Source organism: Streptomyces sp. NPDC002935, from assembly GCF_040611295.1.
Classification (GTDB): Bacteria; Actinomycetota; Actinomycetes; order Streptomycetales; family Streptomycetaceae; genus Streptomyces.
In genome coordinates, this window is sequence record NZ_JBEXNW010000035.1 from 33,853 (window position 1) to 58,425 (window position 24,573).

Sequence of the window (24,573 nt, forward strand, 5' to 3'; positions counted from 1 at the left end):
GTGGGCGCTGCGCGTGGCAAGTGAATGCGGCCGGCCGGGGAACCGGCCGGCCGCGCTCTGGTTCAGCGGGCGGCGAGGGTCTCGATGCCGCGCAGTACCTCGGCGGGGGTGGGCAGCGACGCGCTCTCCTCGGCGAGGGCCCGGGTCCGCTCGGCGTAGCGGGGCTCGGCCAGGATCGCGCGGCAGCCCGCGGCCGTGACCTCGTCCGGGCTGCGGCCGGTTTCCGGCCGGTGCCGGTCGACCATCACGGCGGCGCCGAAGTCGCTGATGGACTGGGCGACGGCCTTGCCGTAGCCGTTGTCGGGGATGATCAGCTGGGGGACGCCCGCGTTGATCAGGGTCATGGCGGTGGTCGCGCCGCCGTGGTGGACGGCCAGGTCGCAGGTGGGGGCGACGACGTCCAGGGGGATCCAGCCGATGCGGACACCGTCGAGCTGGGAGCCGAACTGCTCGGCCGCCTCGGGCAGCGCCGCGATCAGCACCTCGGCGCCTTCCCCGGTCAGCTCCTCGACCAGGGTGCGCAGCGAACTGCCGGGGGTGTCGAGCATGAGGTTGCGGGTTCCCGCGGTGATCAGGACGCGGCGGCGGCCTTCGGGGCGGGTGTACATCCACGGCTCGAGGCGGCGCTGGCTCACCCGGGGGACCCAGCGCATCGACTGTGCGGCGGGGGCGCCCGGCGGGCGCAGGGACGGCGGGCACAGGTCGATGAAGAGGTCGGGGGGCGGCAGCTCGGTCAGGCCCAGGCGCTCCAGTTCCGGCTGGAGTTCGGCCACCGCCGTGCGGTCGCGGCGGGCCATCGGGGCGATGTGCCATATGTGGCGGACGTAGGGGACCTTGAGGCGGGCGGCGAGCACCCTGGGGACATGGGAGAGGCCGCCGACGACCAGGTCGGGGCTCCACTGCCCGGTCAGTTCCAGCAGGGCGTCGAGGCGGCCGGCGGCCGTCAGGGCGTCCTGTCCGTAGCGCATGCGCTCGGGGGTGATGCAGACCGCGGGCAGGCCGACCGACTGCGCGGCCGCCATCAGGGGTTCGTCGGCGGCGAGGAGGATCTCGTGGCCCGCGCTGCGTGCGGCGGTGGCGAGGGGCGCGACGCCGAAGACGGCCGCCTGGCTGCCGCCGACGGTGAACAGGAATTTCATGGAGATCGCACTTCTTTCCGGTTTCCGGTGAGGGGGTGAATGCGGTGCTTCCGGTGCCGTGCGTCCTCAGCCCGCCTGGGCCATTTCCATGACGTACTGCCCGTAGGAGGAGTTCGAGAGGCGGCTTCCGAGCCGGTAGCAGGCCTCCTGGTCGATGTATCCCATGCGCCAGGCGATCTCTTCGAGACAGGCGATCCGTACGCCCTGGCGGTGTTCGAGGACCTGGACGTAGTCCCCCGCCTCCATGAGGGCGTCGTGGGTTCCGGTGTCCAGCCAGACGAAGCCGCGGCCGAGCGGGATCAGGGTGGCCTCGCCCCGCTCCATGTAGACCCGGTTGAGGTCGGTGATCTCCAGCTCGCCGCGTTCGGAGGGCCGCAGCCCGCGCGCGATGTCCACGACCTGGTTGTCGTAGAGGTACAGCCCGGTGATCGCCATGTTGGTCTGCGGCCGGGTGGGTTTCTCCTCCAGGGCGATGAGTCTTCCCTGGTCGTCGAGGGTGCCGACGCCGTAGCGCTCGGGGTCGCGCACCGGGTAGCCGAACAGGACGCAGCCCTCGATGTTCTGCGCGGCCCGCTGGATCATGGGCCCGAATTCGTATCCGTGGAAGATGTTGTCGCCCAGGACCAGGGCGACGGAGTCGTCGCCGATGTGGTCCGCGGAGACCAGGAACGCGTCGGCGAGCCCGCGGGGCTTGTCCTGTTCCGCGTAGGTCAGGGAGATGCCGAGCCAGGAGCCGTCGCCCAGGAGGCGGCGGAACATCTCCAGGTCGTCGGGGGTGGTGATGATCTCGATCTCCGTGATTCCCGCCAGCATCAGGGCCGAAAGCGGGTAATAAATCATTGGCTTGTCGTAAACCGGGAGCATTTGCTTCGAGACACCGAGCGTGATCGGATGGAGTCTCGTGCCATTGCCGCCGGCCAGGATGATGCCCTTCACCGTGGCGCCTCCTCAGTGACTTCGTGCCCGTGGGGCGATGTCCGCACTTTATATTGGGGTAACACGCGTTCAAAAGCCTCCCCGGATGCCACGGGACCGCGAATGGCGTGAATGTTGACAAACCCGCTGCCGCTTATCCAGGCTGGCGTTATCCCGGTTCAGGCATACGAATTCCTTTCGTCGTTTAGGTGGGCCTGTGAACATCGAAGATCTGACACCCGTTCTCGAATCCGAGCAGAGGGCCGGTATCGGCATCATCGGGTGCGCCGACATCGCCGTACGGCGGGCCCTCCCGGCGATCAAGGAGTCGCCGTTCCATCTGGTGGCGGTCGCGAGCCGGGCCCGGGAGAAGGCCGAGGGCGTCGCGGCCCGGGCCGGCTGCAAGGCCGTCGCGGGCTACGAGCGGCTCCTGGAACTGCCCGACATCGACGCGGTCTACATCCCGCTGCCCAACAGCGAGCACGACCGGTGGGCGCGCCGGGCGCTGGAGGCGGGAAAGCATGTGCTGCTCGAGAAGCCGGCGGTGCCCCGCGAGGACAGTGCCCGGGAGCTGATCGCGCTCGCCGAGGAGCGCGGGCTGCTCGTCATGGAGAACTTCGCGTTCCTGCGCCATCCCCAGCACGAGCAGGCGCGGTCCCTGGTGGCGGACGGGGCGATCGGGGAACTGCGGTCCTTCAACGGGGTGTTCGGCATTCCGCCGACCGACCCGGCCGGGATCAAGTACCAGGCGGATCTGGGCGGCGGGGCGCTGTGGGAGGTCGGCTGCTATCCGGTGCGCGCGGCCCAGGAGTATCTGGGGCCCAACGCGCAGGTGCTGGGGGCGGGTCTGACCTTCGATCCGCAGCGGGGGGTGGATGTGTCCGGGGTGGCGCTGCTGCGGGACGGCGACGGTGTCACCGCGAACTGTTCCTTCGGCCTGTCCCACAGCTACCGCTCGACCTACGACCTGTGGGGAAGCGAGGGGCGGCTGGTCCTGGAGTGGGCGTTCACCCCCTCACCCAGTGCCCGTCCGGTGCTGCGGCTGCAGCAGAGGGACCGCGAGACAAAGATCGTCGCCCCGGCGTCCGACCAGTTCCTCGGGGTGTTCACCGCCTTCCACGACGCGGTGCGCGATCCGGGCCTGCGGGCGGCGCACCATCACGAGCTGCTGAGGCAGGCCGCCCTGATGGCCCGGATCCGGGCGCACGCCCTGGGCCGGGAGCCCGGGTGAGCGGCGGCGGGTGAGGTCGTCGGCGAAGACGGCGAAGAGCGGAAGAGCGGGGAACGAGGAAGAACGGCAGCCGGTGTCCGTGGACGCCGGCTGCCGTTCTTCGTTCTGCCCGGTTCTTCGTTCTGCCCGGTTCTTCTTCGGTGGTGCGGTAGTTCTTCCTGGTTCCGGCCGGGGAGGGCTCGGTGTCATCCGTTGCGGTGGCCGGCCGGGGTGTTCAGCAGGGCGGAGACCCGGCGCGGCAGGCACTGTTCGAAGGTGGGCAGGAGGCCGGCGGCGGCCGCCTCGGCCAGGGTGGGGGCCGCGGCGTCCTTGTCCGAGCGGATCGGCGGTTCCTTCAGGTCCCACGGCAGGGCCAGGGCCGGGTCGAGCGCGTCGACGTCGATCATGGTTCCCGGCTCGTACTCCTGTGAGCAGAGGTAGCTCATGCAGGTGTCGTCGGTCAGGGCGAGGAAGGCGTGGCCGACGCCGTCGGGCAGGTAGACGGCCGTTCCCGTCTCCGGGCTCTGGTGGGTGACGTCGTAGTGGCCGAACGTCGGCGAGCCCACGCGGATGTCGACGGCGATGTCGAGCGCGCTGCCCCGTACGCAGGTGACGAACTTGGCCTGGCCGGGCGGGACCTTGGTGCCGTGGATGCCGCGCAGGGTGTTGCGCCGGGACACCGAGTAGTTGACCTGGCGGACCGTGAAGTCCCAGCCGCTGCCGGCCAGCAGGGCGCCGGCCTTCACCGATTCGAAGAAATAGCCCCGCCGGTCGCTCAGGGGTTCCGGCTGGACGCGGTAGGCGCCGGGGACCGTCATTTCCGAGATCAGCACCGCATGCTCCTCGCTGGCTCAGCCGGTGGACAGCGGGCCGGCTCCGGCCGCCTGGGCGATACGCCGTCGCATGGACGCGGCGTCGTTGGCGCGCGGGAACTCCTCCGGGGGCACCTCGGTCCCGAGGAAGGCGCACAGCGGCTCCCAGCCCTGCTTCACCTCGTAGACGAGGACGTTGTCCTTGCCCAGGGCGCGCACGACGTCCTCGTTGTGCCGGTGGTAGACCTCGATGGCGTGGTCCTTGTCGGCGAACCGGCCGCCGAACAGGCCGTCCCAGACCATGGTGCTGGTGACGCGGAACAGCCGGTCCTGCTGGGATCCGGGCTCGGGCGGGTGCTGCATGCTGCGCAGCGCGAACTGGTAGAGGGTGTCGTAGGTGCTGCGGTACCAGCTCTCGGCGTCGCGGACCGTGAGGATGACCTTGGCGTCGGGGAACGCCTTGCTGATCTGCTGGTAGTAGACGGCGCAGGGGCCGTCGACCGCGGAGCGGTAGCCGTCGAACAGGGCCGCCCAGTCGGGGCGCTGCCCGTCGCAGACGATCTTCTCCCACTGTTTGAGGCGTTCTTCGTCGCCGACGATGTCGAACATGTGGAAGCTGGGGCCCAGACCGAGCCGGTCCAGGGCCGCCTTCAGTGAGGTGGTGCCGGTCCTGCCCAGGCCGGCGTTGATGAGCTTCAGCACGGTGCGGTGTTCCCTTCCTCAGCGCCAGACCGCGGGTTCCTGCTCGGTGGCGACGTTCACGCGGTTCCAGAAATTGACCAGGCCGATGTGCATGACCAGCGCGCCGAGCTGCTCGTCGTTGTAGTGCCGGGCGGCTTCCTCCCAGATCTCGTCGGGCGCCATGTCCTGCGGGTCGGTCATCAAGGTGATGGCCTCGGCCATCTCCAGCGCGGAGCGCTCGGCGGCGCCGAAGCAGGACTCGGTCCGCCAGGCGGCCACCCGTGAAAGGCGCGCGTCGACGGTGTCCGGGGTGTCGGGGCCGGCCGGGAGGGTGTAGGCGCGGCCGTTGATCTCGCTGACGCGCAGCCGGATCAGGTCGAGGGTCGTCTGCGGCACGCCGACCTTGCCGATGACCTCGGTCAGGTCGAGCAGGGGCTGCAGGGCGCCGGGAACGACCAGGGAAGGGTTGTCCATCCGTGGAGTCATCGGATCTTCTCCTGTGCAATATGCGGGGTATGAATTACCTGGGAAAACATGCTGCTCGGGGCCCGGGCCATTCGCAAGAAATTGTTGTTCAACTGCGGAATGGGCGCAGATGAAACACCCGCAATCCGTAAGTTGCATGGAATTCAGTCGATGACTTGTAGTGGTCTCGTGTCAGAGTCCACCACAACCACGAGCAGGCAGCCGGTCTGCCGCAACATTCGCGAAACACGGCAATTTATTCTCGAGGGTCATTCCACGGTCACCGGACATGTGCTGGAGGTGCTCACGGCGATCCGTGAGACGGACGCGCGTCTGGGCGCCTATGTCGAGGTGGCCGGTGCCCGTGCGCTGCGCGAGGCGAAGGCGGCCGACCGTCTTCTCGCGGATCTGGGTGCGGCCGCCTTCCGCGGCCGGCCGCTGCTCGGGGTGACGGTGTCGGTCAAGGACCTCATCCAGACGCAGGACCTGCCCACCCGGCGGGGGTCGCTGCTGGCGAACCCGCGCGGTGCCGCGGACGCTCCCTGTGTGGCCCGGCTGCGGGCCGCGGGCGCGATCGTGGTGGGCAAGACGGCGACGTCGGAGTACGGGTGGAGTGCGAGCACCGTCAGCCGGGTGGGCCCCGCCACCCGTAATCCCTGGGCGCCCGGCAGGAGTGCGGGCGGCTCCAGCGGCGGTTCGGCGGCGGCGGTCGCGGCGGGTCTGTGCACCGCCTCGCTCGGCACCGACGGGGCGGGATCGGTGCGTATCCCCGCGGCGTTCTGCGGGGTGGTCGGGTTCAAGCCCTCCTTCGGGCACATCCCCTACGTGCCGCCCTGTGCCGAACGGCTCTCGCATGTCGGGCCGCTGGCGCGCAGTGTGGCGGACGTCGGTGAGCTGATGGCGGTGCTGGCCGGTCCCGACCCGCGCGATCCCCAGTCGGTGCCGGCTCCCGCGGTGTCCGACGGGCCGCGCGGCGGGCTGCGGATCGGCTGGATCGAGTTCGCGGGGACGTCCGGCGCGATCCGTGACGCCACCGAGAAGGTCCTGCCGGTGCTGGCCTCTCTGGGGCACCGGGTGGAGCGCATCGAGGCGCCGTTCCCCGACCCCTACGAAGCCCTGGTGGACATCCTCGCCGCCGCCGAGGCGAACGGCACCGCGCCCGGGGACGAGCCGTGGTGCGACGGGGGCCGGCTGGCCGTCGTGCGCTACGGGCGTTCGGTGAGCGGCGCCGCGGTGGCCCGCGCGGAGGAGACCCGGCTCGCGCTGCGGGCGCGGCTGGCCTCGGTGATGGAGGGCTACGACCTGCTGGCTATGGCGACCGTTCCGCTCGAGCCGTTCGCCGCCGGCGCGATCGCCCCGCCCTGGGCCGCCGTGCCCGGGGACCTGCGCTGGCTCGCGTGGTCGCCGGCCACCTATCCCTTCAACCTCACCGGGCAGCCCGCCCTGTCGCTGCCCGTCGGCCTCACCCCGGCCGGACTCCCGGCCGGGCTCCAACTGGTGGGCCGGGTGGGCGAGGACCACCTCGTGCTCTCGGCCGCCGGACAGCTGGAGACGGCGCTCGGCCTGAGCCTGGCTCCCCCCGGCCTCACAGCGAAAGGAAGTTGACCATGGTTTCCAGGTCGTGGTCCCTGCACGGCGGCGACAGCGGTGTCGGCCGTCCCTCGTTCGTCGCCGAGTTCGGGCTGTGGGACGACCGGCAGGCCGCCGCGGCCGAGCAGGTCGAACTGCAGCTGGACGAGGTCGATCTCGTCCGGGTGGTGTTCTGTGACCCGCACGGGCTCGCCCGCTCCAAGACGGTGCCCGCGAACGTGTTCCGTACGGTGCTGCGCAACGGCATGGACTTCAGTGCCGGGCCGTTCCTCTTCGACACCGGCCACGCGGTGGCCGTCGACTTCCTCGCCGACGCCGGGGTGGGGGTCGGTGAACTGCAGGGCGCGGGCGACTTCGTCCTGGTCCCCGATCCGCGGACGTTCCAGGTGCTGCCCAAGGCCGGGCCGCGGACCGCCTGGGTGCTGGGCAACGAGTACCTGCGCGACGGCACGCCGCACCCGCTGTCCGCCCGCGACGTGCTGCGCCGGGTCTGCGCCGAGTACGCCCGGCACGACCTGTCCCCGGTCATCGGTCTCGAGGTCGAGTGGTACCTGACCCGGCTGACCGGCGGGCCGGTGGGCAACGAGGGCAACGGCTTCGGCCTGCAGGGCCCCGCCCCCGAGGTGGAGGCGGTGAACCCCGGCTACCAGTTCAACCTCGACAGCGCCTACGACTCGGTCGCCGACGTCGCCGACCCGCTGGCCGCGATGCTCGTCCAGCTCGGCCTGCCGCTGCGCTCCTTCGAGCACGAGTCGGGTCCCGGACAGCTCGAGACCACGTTCAACCCGATGCTGGCGCTGGACGCCGCGGACGCGATGCTGCTCTTCCGCACCCAGCTCAAGCAGGAGTGCCGGCGCCGCGGCTACCACGCCTCGTTCATGACCCTGCCGCGGCTGGCGGGCTTCGACCCCAGCGGCTGGCATCTGCACCAGTCCGTCACCAGCACCAAGACGGGCCTGAACCTGTTCGCCGAGGGCGACGGCCAGCAGGATGCCATCTCCGCCGAGGGCCGGGCCTACATCGGGGGCCTGCTGGCCCGCGCCCGGGAGTTCAGCCTGCTGTCCGTCGCGACCGTCAACGGCTACCGGCGCCTTGCCCCGGAGTTCACGCTCGCCCCCACCAGCGTCGACTGGCGCTTCGAGGACCGCAGCGCCCTGGTCCGGGTGCTCAGCGGCGGCAGCTCCACCCACGTCGAGAACCGCATCGGCGAGCCGTGCGCCAACCCCTACCTGGCCATCGCCTCCCAGCTGCACGCCGGCCTCGAAGGGCTGCTCGCCGGCCCGCAGGCCGGCGGCGGCCCCCATGCCCCGCTGCCCCGGACGCTGCGCGAGGCCCTGGAGTCCTTCCGCGCGAGCGAGAGCGCCGGGCGGCTGCTCGGCGCACCGCTCGCCTCCTGCCTGGCGAAGCTGAAGGAGAGCGAGGCCGCCCGGTTCGAGGCCTGGTGCGCGGCCGAGCCCGGCCACAGCGCCCCGGACGGCGTCACCGAATGGGAGCACCGCGAGTACTTCGGTGCCTTCTAAGCAGTCCCCCACCGAACCCAACCCGGAGAAAAGGGAGTTGACCCACATGTCACGCTACGAATGGGACGGGACCAACCCGGCGATCGAGGCGCTCAAGGAGGCGATCGAGCCGTCCCGCCAGAAGGTGCTGAGCCACCCCGTCTACCACCAGCTGAACACCGTGGACGCGGTCGTCACGTTCATGGAGCACCACGTGTTCGCGGTGTGGGACTTCATGTCCCTGCTCAAGTCCCTGCAGCGCCGGCTGACCTGCGTCGAGGTGCCGTGGCTGCCGTCCGCCGCGACCGGGAGCCGCCGGCTCATCAACGACATCGTCCTGGTCGAGGAGAGCGACGAGCTCGGCGAGGGCTTCATCAGCCACTTCGAGCTGTACGTCGACGGCATGCGCCAGTCGGGCGCCGACACCACCCGCATCGACACCTTCATCGCCCTGCTGCGCGAGGGACGTCCCGTCCCCGCCGCGCTGAAGGAGGCGGGCGTGCCGCGGTCGGTGACCGAATTCGTGGGCACGACCTGGGAGTTCATCGAGCACTCCCCCGTGCACTGCCAGGCCGCGGCGTTCGCCTTCGGCCGCGAGGACCTGATCCCCGACATGTTCGACCAGGTCGCGGCCCTCAACGCCGGCCACGGCTCGCTGTCCACCTTCGTGGACTACCTGCGCCGGCACATCCAGGTGGACGCCGAGGAGCACACGCCGATGGCGATGCAGATGCTCGCCGACCTGTGCGGCGACGACGCGGCCAAGTGGGCCGAGTGCCGGGAGACCATCGACCGCGCGCTCGCGGCCAGGACGGGTCTGTGGAACGGCATTTCGGACGCGGTCGCCGAGCGTTCCCGCTGACGGGCCATCACGGGTGAGGGTGAGCACAGCATGCCAAGGGTAGAAGAGACTCCTTCCACAGCCACCTCCAAACGCACCGAGCGGATCGCGCGGCAGTCCCGCGACGAGAACTGGCGCAAACCGCCGCGCCGTATCGAGACGTCGGAATGCATCACCTGTGACACGTGCCTGCGCAGCTGCCCCGCCGAGTTCGGGGCGATCTTCGACGACGGGCTCAACGTCGTGATCATTCCCGAACTGTGCTCCGGCTGCCCGGTGTGCGTGATGGTCTGTCCCGTCGACTGCATCTACGTGGACGAGGAGTGGACCGCCACCGAGGCCCGTATGTGGGACCACATCGGTCTGAGCGCCGGGGGAAGGCCGTGACCGCGCCCGCGGAGCGGGACGGCACGCTCACCCGCAGGGCGGCTCTGGCCAAGGCGCGGCAGAGCCGCCGGCCCAGCAGGCTCGGCCAACAGGCCGGTGCCGGCGGCGAACCCGACCACCCCGGCGAGCCGGACGCCGGGTTCCCGGCCCTGCTCAGGGCGGTGTGGCAGCAGGCGTGTGCCGCACCGGACCTGGCCGGGGCCGTGGACACGCTGCTGACGCTGGCCGGGCACGTCCCGGCGGACATCCAGCTGCGGGCGCTGGACGCCGAGGCCGAGGCGGCGCTGAAGGTCCTGACCGGCCGGTCCTGGCGCGACGAGGGCCCGGCCGCGGACCGGACGGACGGCGCCACGGCGTTCCTCGGCGAGATCGGGCTGGACACGAACGGCCGGGTCGTGGTCCGGGTTCCCTCCAAGGGCCCGCTGAACGCGCGGGCGGACCTGGTCGACGGCGTGCTGCGGGTGCCGTGGTCCGCCGAGGACCTCGCGCACTACGGGGCCGAACTGGCCCGGGCCGCCGCCCGGTCGGCCCAGTCGCTGGCCGACTGCCGCCGCTGGCTGGGGGCGGCGGGCGCCGCCGGCCGCACCGCCCTGCTGGACGACCTGACCCAGGCGGCGCTGCGGACCGCGCCGTTCGTCCTGTACGCGGGGGAACGCCAGTACACCAACTTCCGTGCTCCCAACACCCTGACGGGCAAGACGCTGCAGCCCGGGCACCCCGACTGCGCGCTGAGCAGTCTGGCGGGGGTGCCGCTGGGGCTGTGGTCGGACAGCGACGTGCTGCTGGTGGTGTGCCTGACGCTGCTGGTGCGGTCGGCCGGGTACGCCCGTATCGAGGAGGCGAACGGGACCCAGCTCACGCTCGACCACGTCGCCCTGCTCCTGGAGCGCACCCGCGGCGCCTACAACGCGGCCGCCGAGGGCCTGGACCCGGTGCCGGCCCCGGCCGCGCACACGGTGACGGCGCTCGGCGCTCTCGCCGACGCGCTGGCCGGACGGCGCCGGGAGCTCATGGGGTCGGTGCAGCTCTACCGGGAGATCTACGGCCCGCTGATGCACAAGATCGAGCGGGTCGCCGGCCCGGTCAAGAGCGACGCCAGGCGGCTGGAGGGCGAGCTGTGCGCGCGTCTCGCCGAGCGGCTCCCGCTCGGCGGGGACACCTTCGCCGAACTCGCCGCGGGTCTTGAGTCCTCGCCGGGCTGGCTGGCCGGTGCGCACGGCGGGTTCGGCACCGGGCTGGAGTGCCTGGTGTACGAGACGGTGGGCGCGGCGGCGGCGGTGTTCGACGCGGACTTCGCGATGAGCCGCGGGATGCGGTCGCTGCCGGCGCTGATCGAGGCGCTGCGCGCGCGGGCGTATCCCACGATCGCCGGCTGGGAGATCCCGCACTTCTTCTGCTGTGTGGTGCCCTCGCCGGAGTCCCGGCGGCTGTTCGGCGGTTCGGCAAAAAGGCTGGCCGACACCGCGTGGGCGATCTCCTCGCGGATGCAGTACAACTCCTGGCACTTTCTGGTCGGCAATCTCCCCAAGGTTCCCGAGATCGCGGCACGCGACCACTTCGTGCCGCCGGCGATCCCGGACATCGCGTACTACTCGGACCAGCACCACAACGGTCATGTGGCGGCCAAGGTGCGCTTCACCGTCCGCAGTCCGCATGCGGTGGAGGTGCTGGGCCGGCGGTTCAACGGGTTCATGGACCTGCGGCTGCTGCGCTGCGAGGGGCTGCCGTTCGACGAGCAGGACCTGCTGGCGGCGCACCGCACCTCGGCGTTCATCGCGGGGGCCACGACGCTGGCGGCCGGCCTGGCCGCCGGCGGCGCGCCGGTCGAGGTCACCTCGTTCGACTCCGCGTGGCACTGGAACACGATCGCCGGATAACCGGACGGCGACGGCACACCAAGGCCCCCTGACGGTGTCAGGGGGCCTTGGTGTGGCTGCGGTGTCCGCGGGGTCAGACCGCCGCGGGCTGGGTGGCGGAGCGGGTGTGGACGGCGCGGTAGCTGTTCCAGTCGGCGCTCGTGATCAGGGAGTCGCGCTGGTCCTGGAAGCGGCGCCGCGCGGCGGAGTACTGGGTGTCGGCCGCCGTGCGGAACGCGTCGTAGGAGTCCTTGGCGTCCCACTGGGAGTAGACGACGACGAAGTCGTTGTCCGCGCCGACGGTCGCCAGGGTGCCCTCGCCGCCCTCCAGGTTGCGGGAGCGGATGCCGCGCAGCACGCTCTGCGAGCGGTAGCCGGGCACGTCCACGAGCCAGGAGTGGGCGCCTGCCAGCGTGGTGGTGAGGGCGGCCTGTTCGGCGGGGTCCACGCCGAGGATCTCGATGACCGTGTAGTCGTCGCGTTCGGGCGAGACCTCGGTGACGCCGCCGAGCGCGGGGTGGCGCCGGCTGGAGTCCACCTCGGTCTGCATCAGGCGGACGAAGGTGGTGATCTCGCGGAAGACCGGGACGGTGTGGTGCTTGAACTCGCTGTCGTTGTAGCGCGTCTCCAGGTCCTGCATGCCGCGCCACTGGATGAAGTTCGCGGTTCCCGGGTTCTGTTCGCCGCGGTGCACCGTGCTGGAGATCCAGCCGGGGAACGCCGCGGTGTCGACGATCGCCTTCATCTCCTTGACGAGGGTGTCGACCCGGGCGCGGGTGTCGGTCTTGAACAGGTTGAGGACGGTCAGGTGCCCGTCTTCGGGGTTGATGAACGGCATGGTTCCTCCTTGGTTCGGGTGGCGCCCGCGCCGGCGGGGCGTCCTGTCCTAGTGGGTGTCGCGGGGCGCGCCGAAGAAGCGGCTCAGGGCGCCGGTGAGGCCGGCCGTCCCGGATCCGCCGGAGCCGATCCAGGCGATGTAGCCGTCCGGGCGGACCAGCAGCGCCTCGGCGTCGGCGAGTTCGCCTTCCGGCCGGGCCGGGGCGAGGACGACGTCGATGCGGTCGGTCCACGGCGCGGCGGCGGCGTTCAGCCGGTCGTCGCCGCGCAGGTCGAGGAGGAAGCCGCGCCCGCCGTGCAGGAGCCCGTAGGCGCTGACCCCGTCGGAGGGGCCGCCGGTGAGCTGGAGGTCGGGCAGGCGCCGGCCGAGCATCGGGTGGCCGCCGCCTGCGGCGTCGTAGGTGATGTCGAGGCCGGTGACCATGCCGACCAGGAGCTTCTGTACGTCTTCGTAGGCGAGCAGTTCGGCGAAGACCGAGCGCATCGGGTCCATCTCGGGGCCGCCGAGGTAGAGGCTGCGCTGGGAGAGGGTGTTGGCCAGGATGCGGGCCGCGACGGGGTGGCGTTCGGTGTGGTAGGTGTCGAGCAGGCCGTCGGGGGCGGTGCCGTGGATCTCGGCGGCGAGTTTCCAGCCGAGGTTGACGGCGTCGCCGACGCCCGCGCTGATGCCCTGCGCGCCGATCGGCATGTGGATGTGTGCGGCGTCCCCGGCCAGGAAGACGCGGCCCTTGCGGTACTGGGCGGCCTGGCGGCTGGAGTCGGTGAAGTAGCTCAGCCACTGCGGGGTGCCGCTGTGGATGTCCTCGCCGGTGACGCGTTTGAAGGCGTCGGCCACCTCCTGGAAGGTGGGGGGCTGCGTGGTGGGCCGTACGCCCGCGCCCCGTTCGAAGACGACCACGCGGGTGGTGTTCGGGCCGACGGGCAGTACGACGACCATGCCCGCGTCGCCGAGTTCGCCGGTGGGGCGCAGCCGCACCTGCACGTCGGTGACGTCGGCCATCAGCATCTCGATGGTGGCCTCGTAGCCGGGGAAGTCGATGCCCGACAGGGTGCGCACCGCGCTGCGGGCGCCGTCGCAGCCCACCACGTAGGCGGCGCGCAGGGTGCGTTCGCCCTCCGGTGTGTTCGCGCGGACCTCGACGCCGTCATCGCTGGCGGTCAGTGCGGTCAGGTCCCAGCCGCGGCGGACCTGCGCGCCCAGGCCGGCCGCCCAGGTGTGCAGGATCGCCTCGGTGCGTGCCTGCGGCACGCCCCGCACGCCGAAGTTGCCGCCCGGCACGATGGTGTAGTCCAGCGGCATGCCGCCGAAGTGACCGACCGGGATGACGCCCAGGTCGCCGAAGTGTTCCAGCAGCCCGCGCTGGCCGAACTCCTCCATGGTCCTGGCGGAGAAGCCCAGTGCGCGTGACTGGCGCATCGGCTCGGCCAGCTTCTCCAGTACGACGGCCTCGACGCCCGCCAGGCGCAGTTCGCCCGCGAGCATGAGCCCGGTGGGCCCCGCCCCCACGATGATCACGTCCGTGTCAAAGTCCTGCATTGCCTTTCCTGCCTCCCCTGCGTACCTGCATGAACGGGTGGTCGAGGTTGCTCGCCACCGCCGTGAGATGGGTGCGGACCGCCTCGAGGGTGATCAGCTGGGCGAAGAGCGTGCGCAGCGGCTCGGCCTCGGGGCCGGTGAACATCAGCTGTTCCTGGGCCGCGACGTGGTCGAGCACCCGGGCCGCCACGGGATGCCGCTGGTCGTGGTAGGTGTCCAGGAGGCCGGGGGCGGCCCGGCCGTGCACGGTCCGGGCGAGCTTGTCGCCCAGGTCGACCGCGTCCTGCAGCCCGGTGTTGAGCGCCTGGCCGCCGACGGGCGGATGCCAGTGGGCGGCGTCGCCGGCCAGCAGGATCCGGCCGCGCCGGTAGGAGTCGGCCTGTCCCTTGGCGTCGTCGAAGGCGTCCAGCCACAGCGGGGTGCCGTCGCGGATGTCCTCTCCGGTCACCCGTTGCCAGGTTGTGGCGACCTCTTCGAACGTGGGGGGTCGCCGGCGTTTTGCCGGTGCGTCGCCGAAGGCGTGGACCATGACCCGGGTGACGTTGTCGCGGGTCGCGGCGACCGCGAAGCCGCCCGTGAGCCGTTCGAAGCGGCGGTCGCGGATCCGCAGTCCGCGCACGTCTGCGCGCAGCAGCTCTCTTGTCGCCGGGGTGGCCGTCACGGTGAAGCCGGCCAGCCGGCGCACCGTGCTGTGGGCGCCGTCGCAGCCCACCACGTAGGCGGCCCGGATCAGCCGGCGCACGCCCGGGCCGCGGACCGTGCACAGGACGTGGCCGGGCCGGTCGGTGAGGCCGGTCAGTTCGTGGGAGCGCAGCACGCGGGCGCCCAGGCGGGCCGCTTGCCGGCCCAGGGCGGCCTCGGTGCGGTACTGGGGCAGTTTCCAGTTGCCCGCGTACGGGCTGTCCACCGGGGACAGTGCGAAGCCGAGGCCGCCGAAGTGGGTGCGCGGTTCGTGCGCGGCCTCGGCGAGCAGCGCCGAGAAGCCGCGCTCGTGCAGCAGTTCGGCGCTCAGGGTGGTGAGCTGGCTGGCCCGGGACTCGGTCATCGGGCGGGCCAGGCGTTCCACGAGGAGCACCGGGACCCGGGCGCGGCGCAGTTCGCAGGCGAGCAGGAGCCCGACGGGGCCCGCGCCGACGATGACGACCGGCGCGGCGGCCCGGGAGGAGGTCACGGCCGGGCGGGCCCGCCGGCGACGCCCTCGGCGTAGGCCTTCGCCAGGTGAAGGGTGGCCAGGCTGTTGCCGCTCAGGGCGGTGCGGACGAACTCCCGCGCGTCGTGGTGGGTGGCGTCCGCGCCGAGCACCCGGGTGATGTTCTCGGTGTTGATCCGCACGGTGTGCCGTGAGGTCACCGACACCGGGCCGCCGTCGTGGTCCTCGATGAGCCAGCGCCCGGTGTGCAGGGTCATCAGGGCGGGCAGCACGATCTGCTTGTAGACGATGGTGGTCGCGGCCGTGCACACGCGCACGGAGCGGGTGGTGTGGGTGCTGCCGTCCTTGGTGCGGGTGTCCATCTCCAGGATCTGCAGTCCGGGCTCGTCCTCCTGGAGCGAGACCCGGGCGACGTGCGGCAGCCGTTCCTGCCACCGCTGTGCCTCGTTGAGGAAGGCGTAGACGTCCTTGCCGCTGCCTTCGACGGTCACGGTGTCCTCGAAGGTGAACACGTCGTCGGGTCCGGCCGCCTCGGCGCCTGCTTTCAGTGCCCGCAGTTCGGAGGCGCTGTTGCGGTCCACCGCCGCGCTGATCCAGTCGAGGTCGGCCACCTCGTCGGTCGCCGCGTGGAAGTCGTGCAGCAGGCGCACCCGGCAGGAGGTGGCGGACAGCGGCTCGACCACCCAGGCGCCGCCCATGGCGCCGACCGGGTGCTGCGATTTTTCCTGACGGAACGTCACGCTCAGGCGGGCGGGGTCGTGCACGCGCCGGGAGGTCCAGGTCTTGGCGGTGCTGTTCGCGGTCGCCCAGAGCCGGATCAGTTCCGTGTCGCCGTCCCGTTCGAGGACCTCGGCGTGCACGGTCGGGGGGAAGGTCTCGGGCCACCGGCCGACGTCCGTGATCAGCGCGTACACCGACGCGGCGGGGGCATGGACTTCGATCTCGTGTTCCGTTTCACGTACCGCGTTCTCGGTCACGTTCGTTCTCCTCTCGGGGGGCGCGGTCTCAGGCGGCTTCGCCGAACCAGCGGCGCAGCGCGGTCTCGAGGCCGTCTGCGTCGGGGGCGGTCCAGGCGATGTAGCCGTCGGGGCGGACGAGTACCGACTCGGTCGCGGCGCCGTCCTCCTCCGGTCCGGCGGGCAGGTGCTCGACCTGGACCAGGTCGACGCGGTCGAGCCAGCCGGCGGCCCTGCGGGCGGTGTCGCCGGAGGTGTCGGCGGTGATCAGGACGCCGCGGGCCGGGTGCAGCAGGCGGGCGACCTGGTCGCGGCCGCCGTCGGCGAGTTCCAGTTCGCGGTCGGCGATCCGGGCGCCGAGCAGCGGGTGCGCGGGCCCGCCCGTACCGGTGTCTGTGCCGGTGCCGTCGACGTCGTAGCGGATGTCGAGTCCGCTGACCAGGCCGGACAGGTGCCGGGCCGCCGCGGGGATCGCGATGATCTCCGCCATCACGGTGCGCAGCGGTGCGACCGCCCTGCCGGTGAGGTTGAGCGTTCCCTGGGCGAGGGTGGTGCGCAGGACGCGTGCCGCCACCGGGTGGCGTTCGGCGTGGTAGGTGTCGAGCAGGCCCTCGGGGGCGTGGCCCCGGACCGTGGCGGCGAGTTTCCAGCCGAGGTTGAAGGCGTCCTGGACGCCGATGCTCAGTCCCTGGCCGCCGGCGGGGAGGTGGATGTGGGCGGCGTCGCCGGCCAGCAGCACCCGGCCGCGCCGGTATTCGGTGGCCTGGCGGGTGGCGTCGGTGAAGGCGCTGACCCAGCGGGCCTCGCCGTGGTGGATGGAGTCGCCGGTCAGCCGCTGCCAGGCGTCCGCGACCTGGGGGAAGGTCACCTCGCGGCCGCGGTCGGGCGGTGTGCCGTTCTCGCAGACGATGATGCGGGTGTAGCCCTGTTCCAGCGGCGCCGCCATGACCATGCCGTTGGGCAGCAGTTCGCCGATCATCCGCGGTTTGATGTCGCAGCCCTTGACGTCCGCGAGGTACATCTCGCGGGTGGCGTCGCTGCCGGCGAACTCGAAGCCCGCCAGGCGCCGGACGGTGCTGCGGCCGCCGTCGCAGCCCACCAGGTAGCGGGCGGTGCACTCCTCGAGTCCGTGCGGGCCCCGCACGGTCGCGGTGACGCTCTCGCCGGTGTCGGCCACAGCGGTGAGTTCGTGGCCGCGGCGCAGGGTCACGCCCAGTTCCAGCGCCCAGGCCTCGAGCATGTCCTCGATCTTGTACTGGGGGGCGCCGCGCACGCCGAAGTGCGAGCCTTCCAGCACCCCGTAGTCGATGGGGATGCCGCCGAAGTGCCCCTGCCGGGTGATCTCGATGTTCTCCAGGCGCTCAAGAATGCCGCGCTGGTGGAACGCCTCGGTGGCGCGCGCCGTGAAGCCGATGCCGCGCGATTCCCAGTTCCGCTCGGTGCGCTGCTCGAAGACGGTGACGTCGGCGCCGCCGAGGCGGAGTTCGGCCGCGAGCGTCAGTCCCGCAGGACCCGCCCCGATGACTATGACCTCGGTATCCATGGTTCCTGTCCTTGAGCCTCGGCTGCTGCGATGGGGACCGGCTGCACCCGCCGGGATCAGACCGGGATCGCCTCGATGATCGAGATCGGGGCGCTGGTGGGGACGGCCCGGGTGACCTTGAAGCCGGCCTTGGCGAACAGCTCGGTGTACTGGGCGAGCGTGCGGTCCTGGGCGCCGAGCATCAGCATCAGCCAGAGGTCGATGGTGTGGCCGAGGTGCTTCTCGTTGTTCTCCGGGAGCACGTACTCGATGACCAGGAGCTTGCCGTCGGGGGCGATCGCCTCGCGCGCGTTGCGCAGCGCGGTGACGGCGTCGGCCTCGGAGAAGTCGTGGATGATGTGCTTGAACAGGTAGGCGTCGGCGCCGGCGGGCAGCTTGCCGAGGTAGCCGCCGTGCTCGATGGTCAGCCGGTCCGCGACGCCGGCGGCCTCGAAGAGCGCGGGTGAGTCGACGGTGGCGACCTCGGAGTCGTACAGCACGCCCTTGACGTCCGGGGCCTGCTCGAGGATGCCCGCCAGGAGGTTGCCGCGGCCGGCGATGACGTCGACGACCGTGGTGAAGCGGGAGAAGTCGTAGGCGGCCAGGATCGGGTCGGTCTCCGACTCCGAGAGCTCGCCGAACGCCTTGAAGAACACGGCCGCGTATTCGGGGGTGGCGTGGAAGAAGTCCAGCGCGCCCATGCCGCGCAGCTTGGGCAGGTTGGGCTCGCCGCTCTCCACGGTGGCGAGCAGGTGGCCCCACTCCTCGTGCAGCAGCGGGTGGCTCATCAGCAGGGCGAAGCCGCGCATCGAGTCCGGCACGTCCTCGCGGAGCTTGTCGGACAGCGGGGTGTGCTCGAACCGGCCGTCGCCGCGCACCGCGAACACCCCGTGGCCGGACAGCGCCCGCAGGATCCGGTGGGTCGCCCGGGGGTCGGCTCCGACCCGCTGGGCGATCTCCTGGGCGGACAGCGGTCCGCCGGCCAGGACATCCGCAATGCCGAGCCTGGCCGCGACGGAAATCGCCTGGGTGATCACAGCACCCTGAATGAGATTCAGCAGCTCGTACGAATCGGACTGGTCACGGACCTCGGGCAATGCGGACATGACTTTCCCTTTCAGAGCGCCCTTTTCGCGGATTCCAGACGATAGGTCGGCGCTTCCGCGACCCGCAACTACGGAATTACCGGCATTCTCTTCGAACGTTCAACCGGAGAATTTGAGCGGTTGAACAGCCCTCTTCCACCGCCGCTCCACCGGTATTCCGGCCCGTCCTTGTCAGGTTGTTCCGGCCTCCCATGGACGGCCGCGAGGACCGCCTGGCCGCGATCCCACAGGCACATCAAGGAGGCCCAGTTGCGGCACGACATTCCGACCCCCGTGGACTTCTGGTTCGACCCGACCTGCCCCTGGGCGTGGCTGACCTCCCGCTGGATTCTCGAGGTCGCGGCGCGCCGCCCCCTGGAACTGCGCTGGCACCTGATGAGCCTGACCGTGCTCAACGAGGGGCGCGCCGACCTGCCCGAGCGCTGGCACCGGGACCTGGCCCTGCGGATGGAGCCGGTGCGGGTGTGCGCCGCCGCCGGGCAGGCGTACGGGCACGGGGTGCTGGGCCGGCTGTACACCGAACTCGGCACCCGCTTCCACCTCGAGAAGGCGCCCAAGGAGCGGGCCACCTACGCGGCGGCGCTGGCCGCCGCGGGCCTCGATCCGGGCCTGGCCGACGCGGCCGGGTCCGAGGAGTTCGACGGCGCGGTGCGCGCCTCGCACCACGACGGCATCGGCCGCGTCGGCACCGATGTGGGCACCCCCGTGGTCGCGGTGGGGGACGTGGCGTTCTTCGGCCCGGTGGTGACACCGGCCCCGCGCGGCGAGGCCGCCGTCAGACTCTGGGACGGGGTCCTCGCCGTGGCCGGGACCGAGGGGTTCTTCGAGCTCAAGCGCACCCGCACCCGGGATCCGATCTTCAACTGAGCTCCGCGGCCGCCGGCCCCGGTCGGCGCGGTGACGCGGTCAGCGCGGTGACGCGGTCAGCGCGGTGACGCGGTCAGCGGGGCGGTCCAGTTGTCGCGCAGCCAGGTCTCCAGGGAGACCAGGTCGGGCCGTCCCCGGCGCAGTTCGGGCAGGTCGGCGTGGTAGCCGTCGCGCTCGAACCAGTCGAACATGTTGGCGAGGTCGGGGCGGGCCGCGCGCAGCGGCTCGATGGGCAGCTGCCGGAAGCGGACCGGGACGCCGGACGCGGCCTCGAACGCCGCGGCCATCTGCGGTCCGGTCAGGACGTCGCCGGCGATCTCGACGGTCCGGCCGAGCCAGGCGCCGGGGTTGTCGAAGGCGTCCGCTGCGAACACGCCGATGTCGCTGGTCGCGATGAGCTGCACCGGCGTCCTGGGGTCCAGCCACAGGCCCAGGACGAGTTCGCCCTCCACCGGGCGCGGGGCGATGTCGAGGAGAATGTCGTGGAACATGACCGGGCGCAGCACGGTCGTGGGCAGATCGAGCGTGTGCAGGTGCTGTTCGATCCTCAGTTTGCTCTCGAAGTGCGGGACGCGGGTGTCGCGGTCCGCGCCGCCGACCGAGCTGTAGACGAAGTGCTTCACCCCGGCCCGGACCGCGGTGTCGGCCACCGCCCTGCCCTGGCGTTCCTCGGCCTCGACGCCGCCGGGGCCGCGGAAGGTCTGGACGCTGAACACCCCGTGGACGCCGTGCATCGCCGCCGCCAGTGACGCCTCGTCGTCCAGGTCGCCGCGGACCAGGACCGCGCCCGCCTCCTCGATCGCCCGTGCTTGTTCCGTGCCCGGGTCGCGGACCAGGGCGTGCACGGTGTGCCCGCGCCGCAGCAGTTCGCGGGCCACCGCCCCGCCCTGCCGGCCGGTACCGCCCAGCACCAGGATCGTTCCGTCAACCGTCACTGCCTGCCTCCGTGTCTTGTGCCCCGCCGGGCCGGGCCCGGCTTCGGCGATCAGTGGTGATGGCCGCGAACGGCCGTGGTCCCTCGGGGGATTCAGGCCGCCCGGACCGCCCTCGCCCGCGCCCGTGTCCTCGCCCGCGGCTGTGTGTGTCCGGGCCGGCCCGCGCACGGGATGTCCCGGGGGCCGCCGGCCGTCATCCGGTGCTCCGGTGCGCTCGCGTGCCCGCCGCCCGCGGGGCCGCGCAGGTCTTCGCCGCCGGCGCGTCGCGCGCTACCACGGCAGGGGCCCGTCGTCGGCCAGGCAGGCGCCCGAGGGGCCGGTCTCGTCCAGCAGGGCGAGCCGGACCACGATCGCGGCCCCCTCGGCGGGTGTCCGCCGGCCGCGGTGGTGGTTGATGTCGGTCGCCACCACTCCGGGCAGGGCCGCGTTGACCTTGATGGGGGTGTCCCGCAGCTCTTTGGCGTAGGCGACGGTGAGTGCGTTCAGCGCGGTCTTCGAGGACTGGTAGGCGATCATGTTGACGCCCGCCAGCGGGGAGGCCGGATCCGCGTTCAGGGTCAGCGACCCCACATGGCTGGACAGGTTGACGACGCGGCCGGCCGGGGAGCGGCGCAGCAGCGGCAGCATCGCGTGGGTCACGGTGACCACGCCGAAGACGTTGGTCTCGTAGACCTCCCGCAGGTCGGCGGCGGTCGCCTCGCCGGGCGTTCCGGTGAAGGCGCCCGCGGTGCCGGCGTTGTTGACCAGGATGTCCAGGCGCCCGTACCGGCGTTCGATCTCGCGGGCGACCTCGGCCACGCAGGCCGGGTCGCGCACGTCGATGCGCAGCGGTGTCGCGGTGATGCCGTCGGCGGCCAGCGCGTCGGCGGCCTGCTTGCCCAGCACCTCGTCCCTCGCCCCGACGATGACGACGATCCCCCGCTCACCGAGCTGTCGCGCGGTGGCGTGTCCGATGCCCTTGTTGGCACCCGTGATGAGCGCGATCTTCTCGACCGTCACGTCTTGCTCCCCTGTTTTCGAGAATACGAATTAAGCGCGGCATGCACCGTAGTGAGAAACGGAACGTGAAGGCATCTTCGATGTTGCTGCCGTAAGGACTCCGTGTCCAAAGCGTTCACCGCCGCGTTCAAGCACGCTGATTCCGCAGTCGAACACTGAACCGGTGCCCGCGAATTCCGGCTCATTGCGGTCGGGCAGGGTGCTGGGTAGCTTCGCCATGGCCATCTATTGCCACGGTGCAGAGGCCTAAAAAAATGAAAACGACTGACGTGATAGTGGTCGGTGCGGGTCCTGTCGGCCTGATGCTGGCCCAGGAACTCCGCCTGGGCGGAGCGGACGTGAGCGTCTACGACAAGCTGCCCGCCCCCAGCGGGGAGTCCCGCGCCCTCGGCTTCAACCGGCGGGCCGCCGAGTCGCTGGGACAGCGCGGGCTGCTCCCCCGCCTCGGCGCGTTCCGGTGGGGCCCGATGGGTCACTTCGGCGGGGTCCGCTTCGACCTCGGCATGCTCGACGAGGACCACAGCGGCGTGCTGGGCCTGTCCCAGGCCAGGACCGAGGAGGCGCTGAGCGGCCGGCTGGAGGAGCTCGGCGTCCCGGTGCGCCGCGGCCGTACGGTGACCGGGCTGCGCGAGAGCGCCGAGGGTGTGACGGTCTCCTTCGACGGCCCCGGCGGGCCGGGCCGGGAGAGCGCCGCGTACGTGGTCGGCTGCGACGGCGCGGGCAGCACCGTCCGTGCGCTGGCCGGGATCCCGGTCACCGGCTGGGAGGCCACCCGGGGCATGTACACCGCGGAGATCACCGGTGTCACCCCGCGCCCGCGGCCCATCGGTGAGCGTCTGGCGGGCGGCAGCATGGTGGTGTGCACCCCGCTGGGCGAGGGCCGCTGCCGCATCGTCATCCACGACCCGGCGCTGCCCGCCCGTCCGGACCCGGGCGCGCTGACGTTCGCCGAGGTCGCCGACGCGTGGCGGCGGCTGACCGGTGAGTCGATCGAGGACGCCGAGCCGCGGTGGCTGTGGGCGTGCGGCAACTCCGCCGCGCTGGCGACGCGCTACCGGCGCGGCCGGGTGCTGCTGGCGGGCGACGCCGCGCACGAGATCCCGCCGCTGGCCGCGTGGGGGCTCAGCGCCGGACTGCAGGACGCGGTGAACCTCGGCTGGAAGCTGGCCGCGACACTCCAGAACCGGGCGCCCGAGGGGCTGCTCGACACCTACCACGGCGAACGCCACCCCGTGGGGCGGGAGTTGATCCGCAACGCCCGGGCGGCGTCGAAGATCTACCTCGGTGAGGACGCCCTGGACCCGGTCCGCGAGGTCATGGGCGAGCTGCTGGCGCACAAGGGAGCCGCCGAGCAGGCCGCCGGGATCGTCAGCGGTCTCGGGATCCGCTACGACCTCGGCAAGGGCGAGCACCCGCTGCTCGGCCGGCGCATGCCGCCCGAGCGCGAACTCACCCTGCCCGACGGCACCCGCACCCGCGTCGCCGACCTCCTGCACACCGCACACGCCCTGCTCATCACCACCGACAACAACAATGCGGCGGCACCGCATCTGCCCGGCCGCCTCCCCGACCGGGTCGACACCGTCACCGGCACCTGGACCACCACACCCGAACCCGCCCTGGACGCGGTCCTCATCCGCCCCGACGGCTACATCGCCTGGACCTCCCCCGGCACCATCGACGACCTCACCCAGGCCCTGGAACGCTGGTTCACCACCGAGAACCGGCCCCCGGCCCGCGGGCGGGTCACCGCCTGCGGCATCGACCGCTGAGGAGCGCACATGACCAGGGATGTGATCGTCGTCGGCGCGGGCCCGGTCGGGCTGATGCTGGCGGGCGAACTCAAGCTCGGCGGCGTGGACGTCGTCGTCCACGAGCGGCTCGCGGCCCCGACGCGGGAGTCGCGCGGCGCGAGCTTCACCAAGCGCACCGCCGAGTGCTTCGACCAGCGCGGCCTGCTCGGCCGGCTCGGCGCCACCGAGCCCGCCGACAGCCACTTCGGCGGGGTGCCGATCGATCTCGGCCTGCTGGCGGAGGACCACTACGGGCACCGGGGGATCTCCCAGTTCCGCACCGAACGGATGCTGGAGGACTGGGTCGGCGAACTCGGCGTGCCCGTGCTGCGCGGAGTTGAGGTGACCGGCTTCCGCGAGAACTCCGAGGGCGTCGTGGTCTGCTTCGACGGCCCCGGCGGACCCGGCGAGGAGAGCGCCGCCTATCTGGTCGGCTGCGACGGCGGGCGCAGTTTCGTCCGCAAGCTGGCCGGGATCGGCTTCCCCGGCTCCGAGGGCCGGCGCGGCTTCCTGACCGCCGACGTCACCGGGATCGACACCCGCAAGCGGCGCATCGGCGAGAACCTGCCGGGCGGCAGCATGGTCATGGCGATGGATCTGGAGAACGGGGTGACCCGGGTCGTCGTCCACGAGGCCGGCACACCGCCGCGCGACCGCGACCGGCTGACCTACGACGACCTCGCCGACGCCTGGCAGCGGCTCACCGGCGAGGACATCCACCACGGGCAGTGCCGCTGGATCAGCTGCTTCACCGACGCCTCACGGGCCGCGGCCCACTACCGGCGCGGCCGGGTGTTCCTGGCGGGCGACGCCGCGCATGTGCAGCCCCCGGCCATGGCGCAGGGCCTGAGCGTGGGCGTGCAGGACGCGGTGAACCTCGGCTGGAAGCTGGCCGCGGCACTCCAGAACCGGGCGCCCGAGGGGCTGCTCGACACCTACCACGGCGAACGCCACCCCGTGGGGCGGGAGTTGATCCGCAACGCCCGGGCGGCGATCGAACTGCGGCTCACCGGCGAGGACATGGACCCGGTCCGTGAGGTCATGGGCGAACTGGTCGCCCACCGGGACGCCGCCGGACACCTGGCCGGGATGCTGAGCAACCTCGGGATCCGCTACGACCTGGGCAAGGGCGAGCACCCGCTGCTCGGCCGGCGCATGCCGCCCGAGCGTGAACTCACCCTGCCCGACGGCACCCGCACCCGCGTCGCCGACCTCCTGCACACCGCACACGCCCTGCTCATCACCACCGACAACAACAATGCGGCGGCACCGCATCTGCCCGGCCGCCTCCCCAACCGGGTCGACACCGTCACCGGCACCTGGACCACCACACCCGAACCCGCCCTGGACGCGGTCCTCATCCGCCCCGACGGCTACATCGCCTGGACCTCCCCCGGCACCACCGACGACCTCACCCAGGCCCTGGAACGCTGGTTCACCACCGAAAACCGGCCCTAGGCGCTCTCGACCGGGGGT

At 71.8% G+C, this 24,573-nt stretch carries 22 protein-coding genes; 9 read left to right on the forward strand and 13 right to left on the reverse strand.

The features are described from left to right. Positions 1–62 precede the first annotated feature (62 nt). Together ABZX90_RS34610 and rfbA are read right to left on the reverse strand one after the other, a co-directional pair. The gene (locus tag ABZX90_RS34610; RefSeq protein WP_355211610.1) at positions 63–1,139 is read right to left on the reverse strand and encodes a nucleotide disphospho-sugar-binding domain-containing protein; all 1,077 of its coding nucleotides are present in this window, start codon (positions 1,137–1,139) and stop codon (positions 63–65) included. Positions 1,140–1,205: 66 nt separating this feature from the next. Further along, the gene (gene rfbA, locus ABZX90_RS34615; RefSeq protein ID WP_351125706.1) at positions 1,206–2,075 is read right to left on the reverse strand and encodes a glucose-1-phosphate thymidylyltransferase RfbA; all 870 of its coding nucleotides are present in this window, start codon (positions 2,073–2,075) and stop codon (positions 1,206–1,208) included. Between the two features lie 196 nt (positions 2,076–2,271). Here rfbA and ABZX90_RS34620 point away from each other — a divergent pair, with 196 nt between their 5' ends. Next, positions 2,272–3,285, forward strand: coding sequence for a Gfo/Idh/MocA family oxidoreductase (locus ABZX90_RS34620; RefSeq protein ID WP_355211613.1), 1,014 nt, complete (start codon positions 2,272–2,274; stop codon positions 3,283–3,285). Positions 3,286–3,470: 185 nt separating this feature from the next. On the opposite strand, the gene ABZX90_RS34625 is transcribed toward ABZX90_RS34620, so the two are convergent. Genes ABZX90_RS34625 through ABZX90_RS34635 form a run of 3 tightly spaced genes read right to left on the reverse strand, consistent with a single transcriptional unit; the run spans position 3,471 to position 5,243 of the window. Then, positions 3,471–4,097 (reverse strand): dTDP-4-dehydrorhamnose 3,5-epimerase family protein, encoded by a 627-nt coding sequence (locus ABZX90_RS34625; protein WP_355211616.1) that lies wholly within the window; start codon positions 4,095–4,097, stop codon positions 3,471–3,473. 18 nt (positions 4,098–4,115) lie between these two features. Next, positions 4,116–4,778: a sulfotransferase family protein gene (locus ABZX90_RS34630; RefSeq protein WP_351125715.1), complete on the reverse strand. Its 663-nt coding sequence runs from the start codon at positions 4,776–4,778 to the stop codon at positions 4,116–4,118. Positions 4,779–4,796: 18 nt separating this feature from the next. Next, complete coding sequence (locus ABZX90_RS34635; protein ID WP_355211619.1) at positions 4,797–5,243, reverse strand: carboxymuconolactone decarboxylase family protein; 447 nt, start codon at positions 5,241–5,243, stop codon at positions 4,797–4,799. A 270-nt stretch (positions 5,244–5,513) separates the two neighbouring features. Here ABZX90_RS34635 and ABZX90_RS34640 point away from each other — a divergent pair, with 270 nt between their 5' ends. From ABZX90_RS34640 to ABZX90_RS34660, 5 genes are read left to right on the forward strand one after another with little or no spacing between them, the layout of a single operon-like run. After that, on the forward strand, positions 5,514–6,827 hold the full coding sequence (locus ABZX90_RS34640) for an amidase family protein (RefSeq protein WP_351125720.1): 1,314 nt from the start codon (positions 5,514–5,516) through the stop codon (positions 6,825–6,827). A gap of 2 nt (positions 6,828–6,829) precedes the next feature. Next, positions 6,830–8,332: a glutamine synthetase family protein gene (locus ABZX90_RS34645; protein ID WP_351125722.1), complete on the forward strand. Its 1,503-nt coding sequence runs from the start codon at positions 6,830–6,832 to the stop codon at positions 8,330–8,332. 46 nt (positions 8,333–8,378) lie between these two features. After that, positions 8,379–9,173, forward strand: coding sequence for a DUF3050 domain-containing protein (locus tag ABZX90_RS34650; protein WP_355211624.1), 795 nt, complete (start codon positions 8,379–8,381; stop codon positions 9,171–9,173). A gap of 30 nt (positions 9,174–9,203) precedes the next feature. Beyond that, entirely contained in the window at positions 9,204–9,539 is a 336-nt protein-coding gene (locus tag ABZX90_RS34655) for a 4Fe-4S dicluster-binding protein (RefSeq protein ID WP_351125726.1), read from the forward strand. Beyond that, complete coding sequence (locus tag ABZX90_RS34660; protein WP_351125728.1) at positions 9,536–11,416, forward strand: hypothetical protein; 1,881 nt, start codon at positions 9,536–9,538, stop codon at positions 11,414–11,416. Before ABZX90_RS34655 ends, ABZX90_RS34660 begins: the two co-directional genes overlap by 4 nt. Positions 11,417–11,489: 73 nt before the next feature. Here the strand turns inward: ABZX90_RS34660 and ABZX90_RS34665 are convergent, their stop codons facing one another. Genes ABZX90_RS34665 through ABZX90_RS34690 form a run of 6 tightly spaced genes read right to left on the reverse strand, consistent with a single transcriptional unit; the run spans position 11,490 to position 18,503 of the window. After that, positions 11,490–12,233: an antibiotic biosynthesis monooxygenase gene (locus ABZX90_RS34665; RefSeq protein WP_351125730.1), complete on the reverse strand. Its 744-nt coding sequence runs from the start codon at positions 12,231–12,233 to the stop codon at positions 11,490–11,492. A gap of 48 nt (positions 12,234–12,281) precedes the next feature. After that, entirely contained in the window at positions 12,282–13,769 is a 1,488-nt protein-coding gene (locus ABZX90_RS34670; RefSeq protein WP_355211629.1) for an FAD-dependent monooxygenase, read from the reverse strand. Then, positions 13,756–14,940, reverse strand: coding sequence for an FAD-dependent monooxygenase (locus ABZX90_RS34675; RefSeq protein ID WP_351125734.1), 1,185 nt, complete (start codon positions 14,938–14,940; stop codon positions 13,756–13,758). The genes ABZX90_RS34670 and ABZX90_RS34675 overlap by 14 nt, the downstream gene beginning before the upstream one ends. Next, positions 14,937–15,896 (reverse strand): aromatase/cyclase, encoded by a 960-nt coding sequence (locus ABZX90_RS34680; protein ID WP_351125736.1) that lies wholly within the window; start codon positions 15,894–15,896, stop codon positions 14,937–14,939. Before ABZX90_RS34680 ends, ABZX90_RS34675 begins: the two co-directional genes overlap by 4 nt. A gap of 28 nt (positions 15,897–15,924) precedes the next feature. Continuing rightward, positions 15,925–17,418 (reverse strand): FAD-dependent monooxygenase, encoded by a 1,494-nt coding sequence (locus ABZX90_RS34685; RefSeq protein WP_355211633.1) that lies wholly within the window; start codon positions 17,416–17,418, stop codon positions 15,925–15,927. Between the two features lie 56 nt (positions 17,419–17,474). Continuing rightward, the gene (locus ABZX90_RS34690; RefSeq protein ID WP_351125740.1) at positions 17,475–18,503 is read right to left on the reverse strand and encodes a methyltransferase; all 1,029 of its coding nucleotides are present in this window, start codon (positions 18,501–18,503) and stop codon (positions 17,475–17,477) included. Between the two features lie 249 nt (positions 18,504–18,752). Here ABZX90_RS34690 and ABZX90_RS34695 point away from each other — a divergent pair, with 249 nt between their 5' ends. Then, positions 18,753–19,370 carry a DsbA family protein gene (locus ABZX90_RS34695; protein WP_351125742.1) on the forward strand — a complete coding sequence of 206 codons (618 nt, stop codon included), beginning with the start codon at positions 18,753–18,755 and terminating at the stop codon, positions 19,368–19,370. Positions 19,371–19,426: 56 nt separating this feature from the next. Here ABZX90_RS34695 and ABZX90_RS34700 read toward each other — a convergent pair whose 3' ends face one another. Next, positions 19,427–20,305 (reverse strand): NmrA/HSCARG family protein, encoded by an 879-nt coding sequence (locus ABZX90_RS34700; protein WP_355211637.1) that lies wholly within the window; start codon positions 20,303–20,305, stop codon positions 19,427–19,429. Positions 20,306–20,575: 270 nt separating this feature from the next. Further along, complete coding sequence (locus tag ABZX90_RS34705) at positions 20,576–21,304, reverse strand: SDR family oxidoreductase (RefSeq protein WP_355211640.1); 729 nt, start codon at positions 21,302–21,304, stop codon at positions 20,576–20,578. A 254-nt stretch (positions 21,305–21,558) separates the two neighbouring features. On the opposite strand from ABZX90_RS34705, the gene ABZX90_RS34710 reads away from it, so the two are divergent. Both ABZX90_RS34710 and ABZX90_RS34715 read left to right on the forward strand, forming a co-directional pair. Next, positions 21,559–23,076 carry an FAD-dependent monooxygenase gene (locus tag ABZX90_RS34710; protein ID WP_355211643.1) on the forward strand — a complete coding sequence of 506 codons (1,518 nt, stop codon included), beginning with the start codon at positions 21,559–21,561 and terminating at the stop codon, positions 23,074–23,076. 9 nt (positions 23,077–23,085) lie between these two features. Then, positions 23,086–24,555 carry an FAD-dependent monooxygenase gene (locus ABZX90_RS34715; RefSeq protein WP_355211646.1) on the forward strand — a complete coding sequence of 490 codons (1,470 nt, stop codon included), beginning with the start codon at positions 23,086–23,088 and terminating at the stop codon, positions 24,553–24,555. Positions 24,556–24,573: the final 18 nt, after the last annotated feature.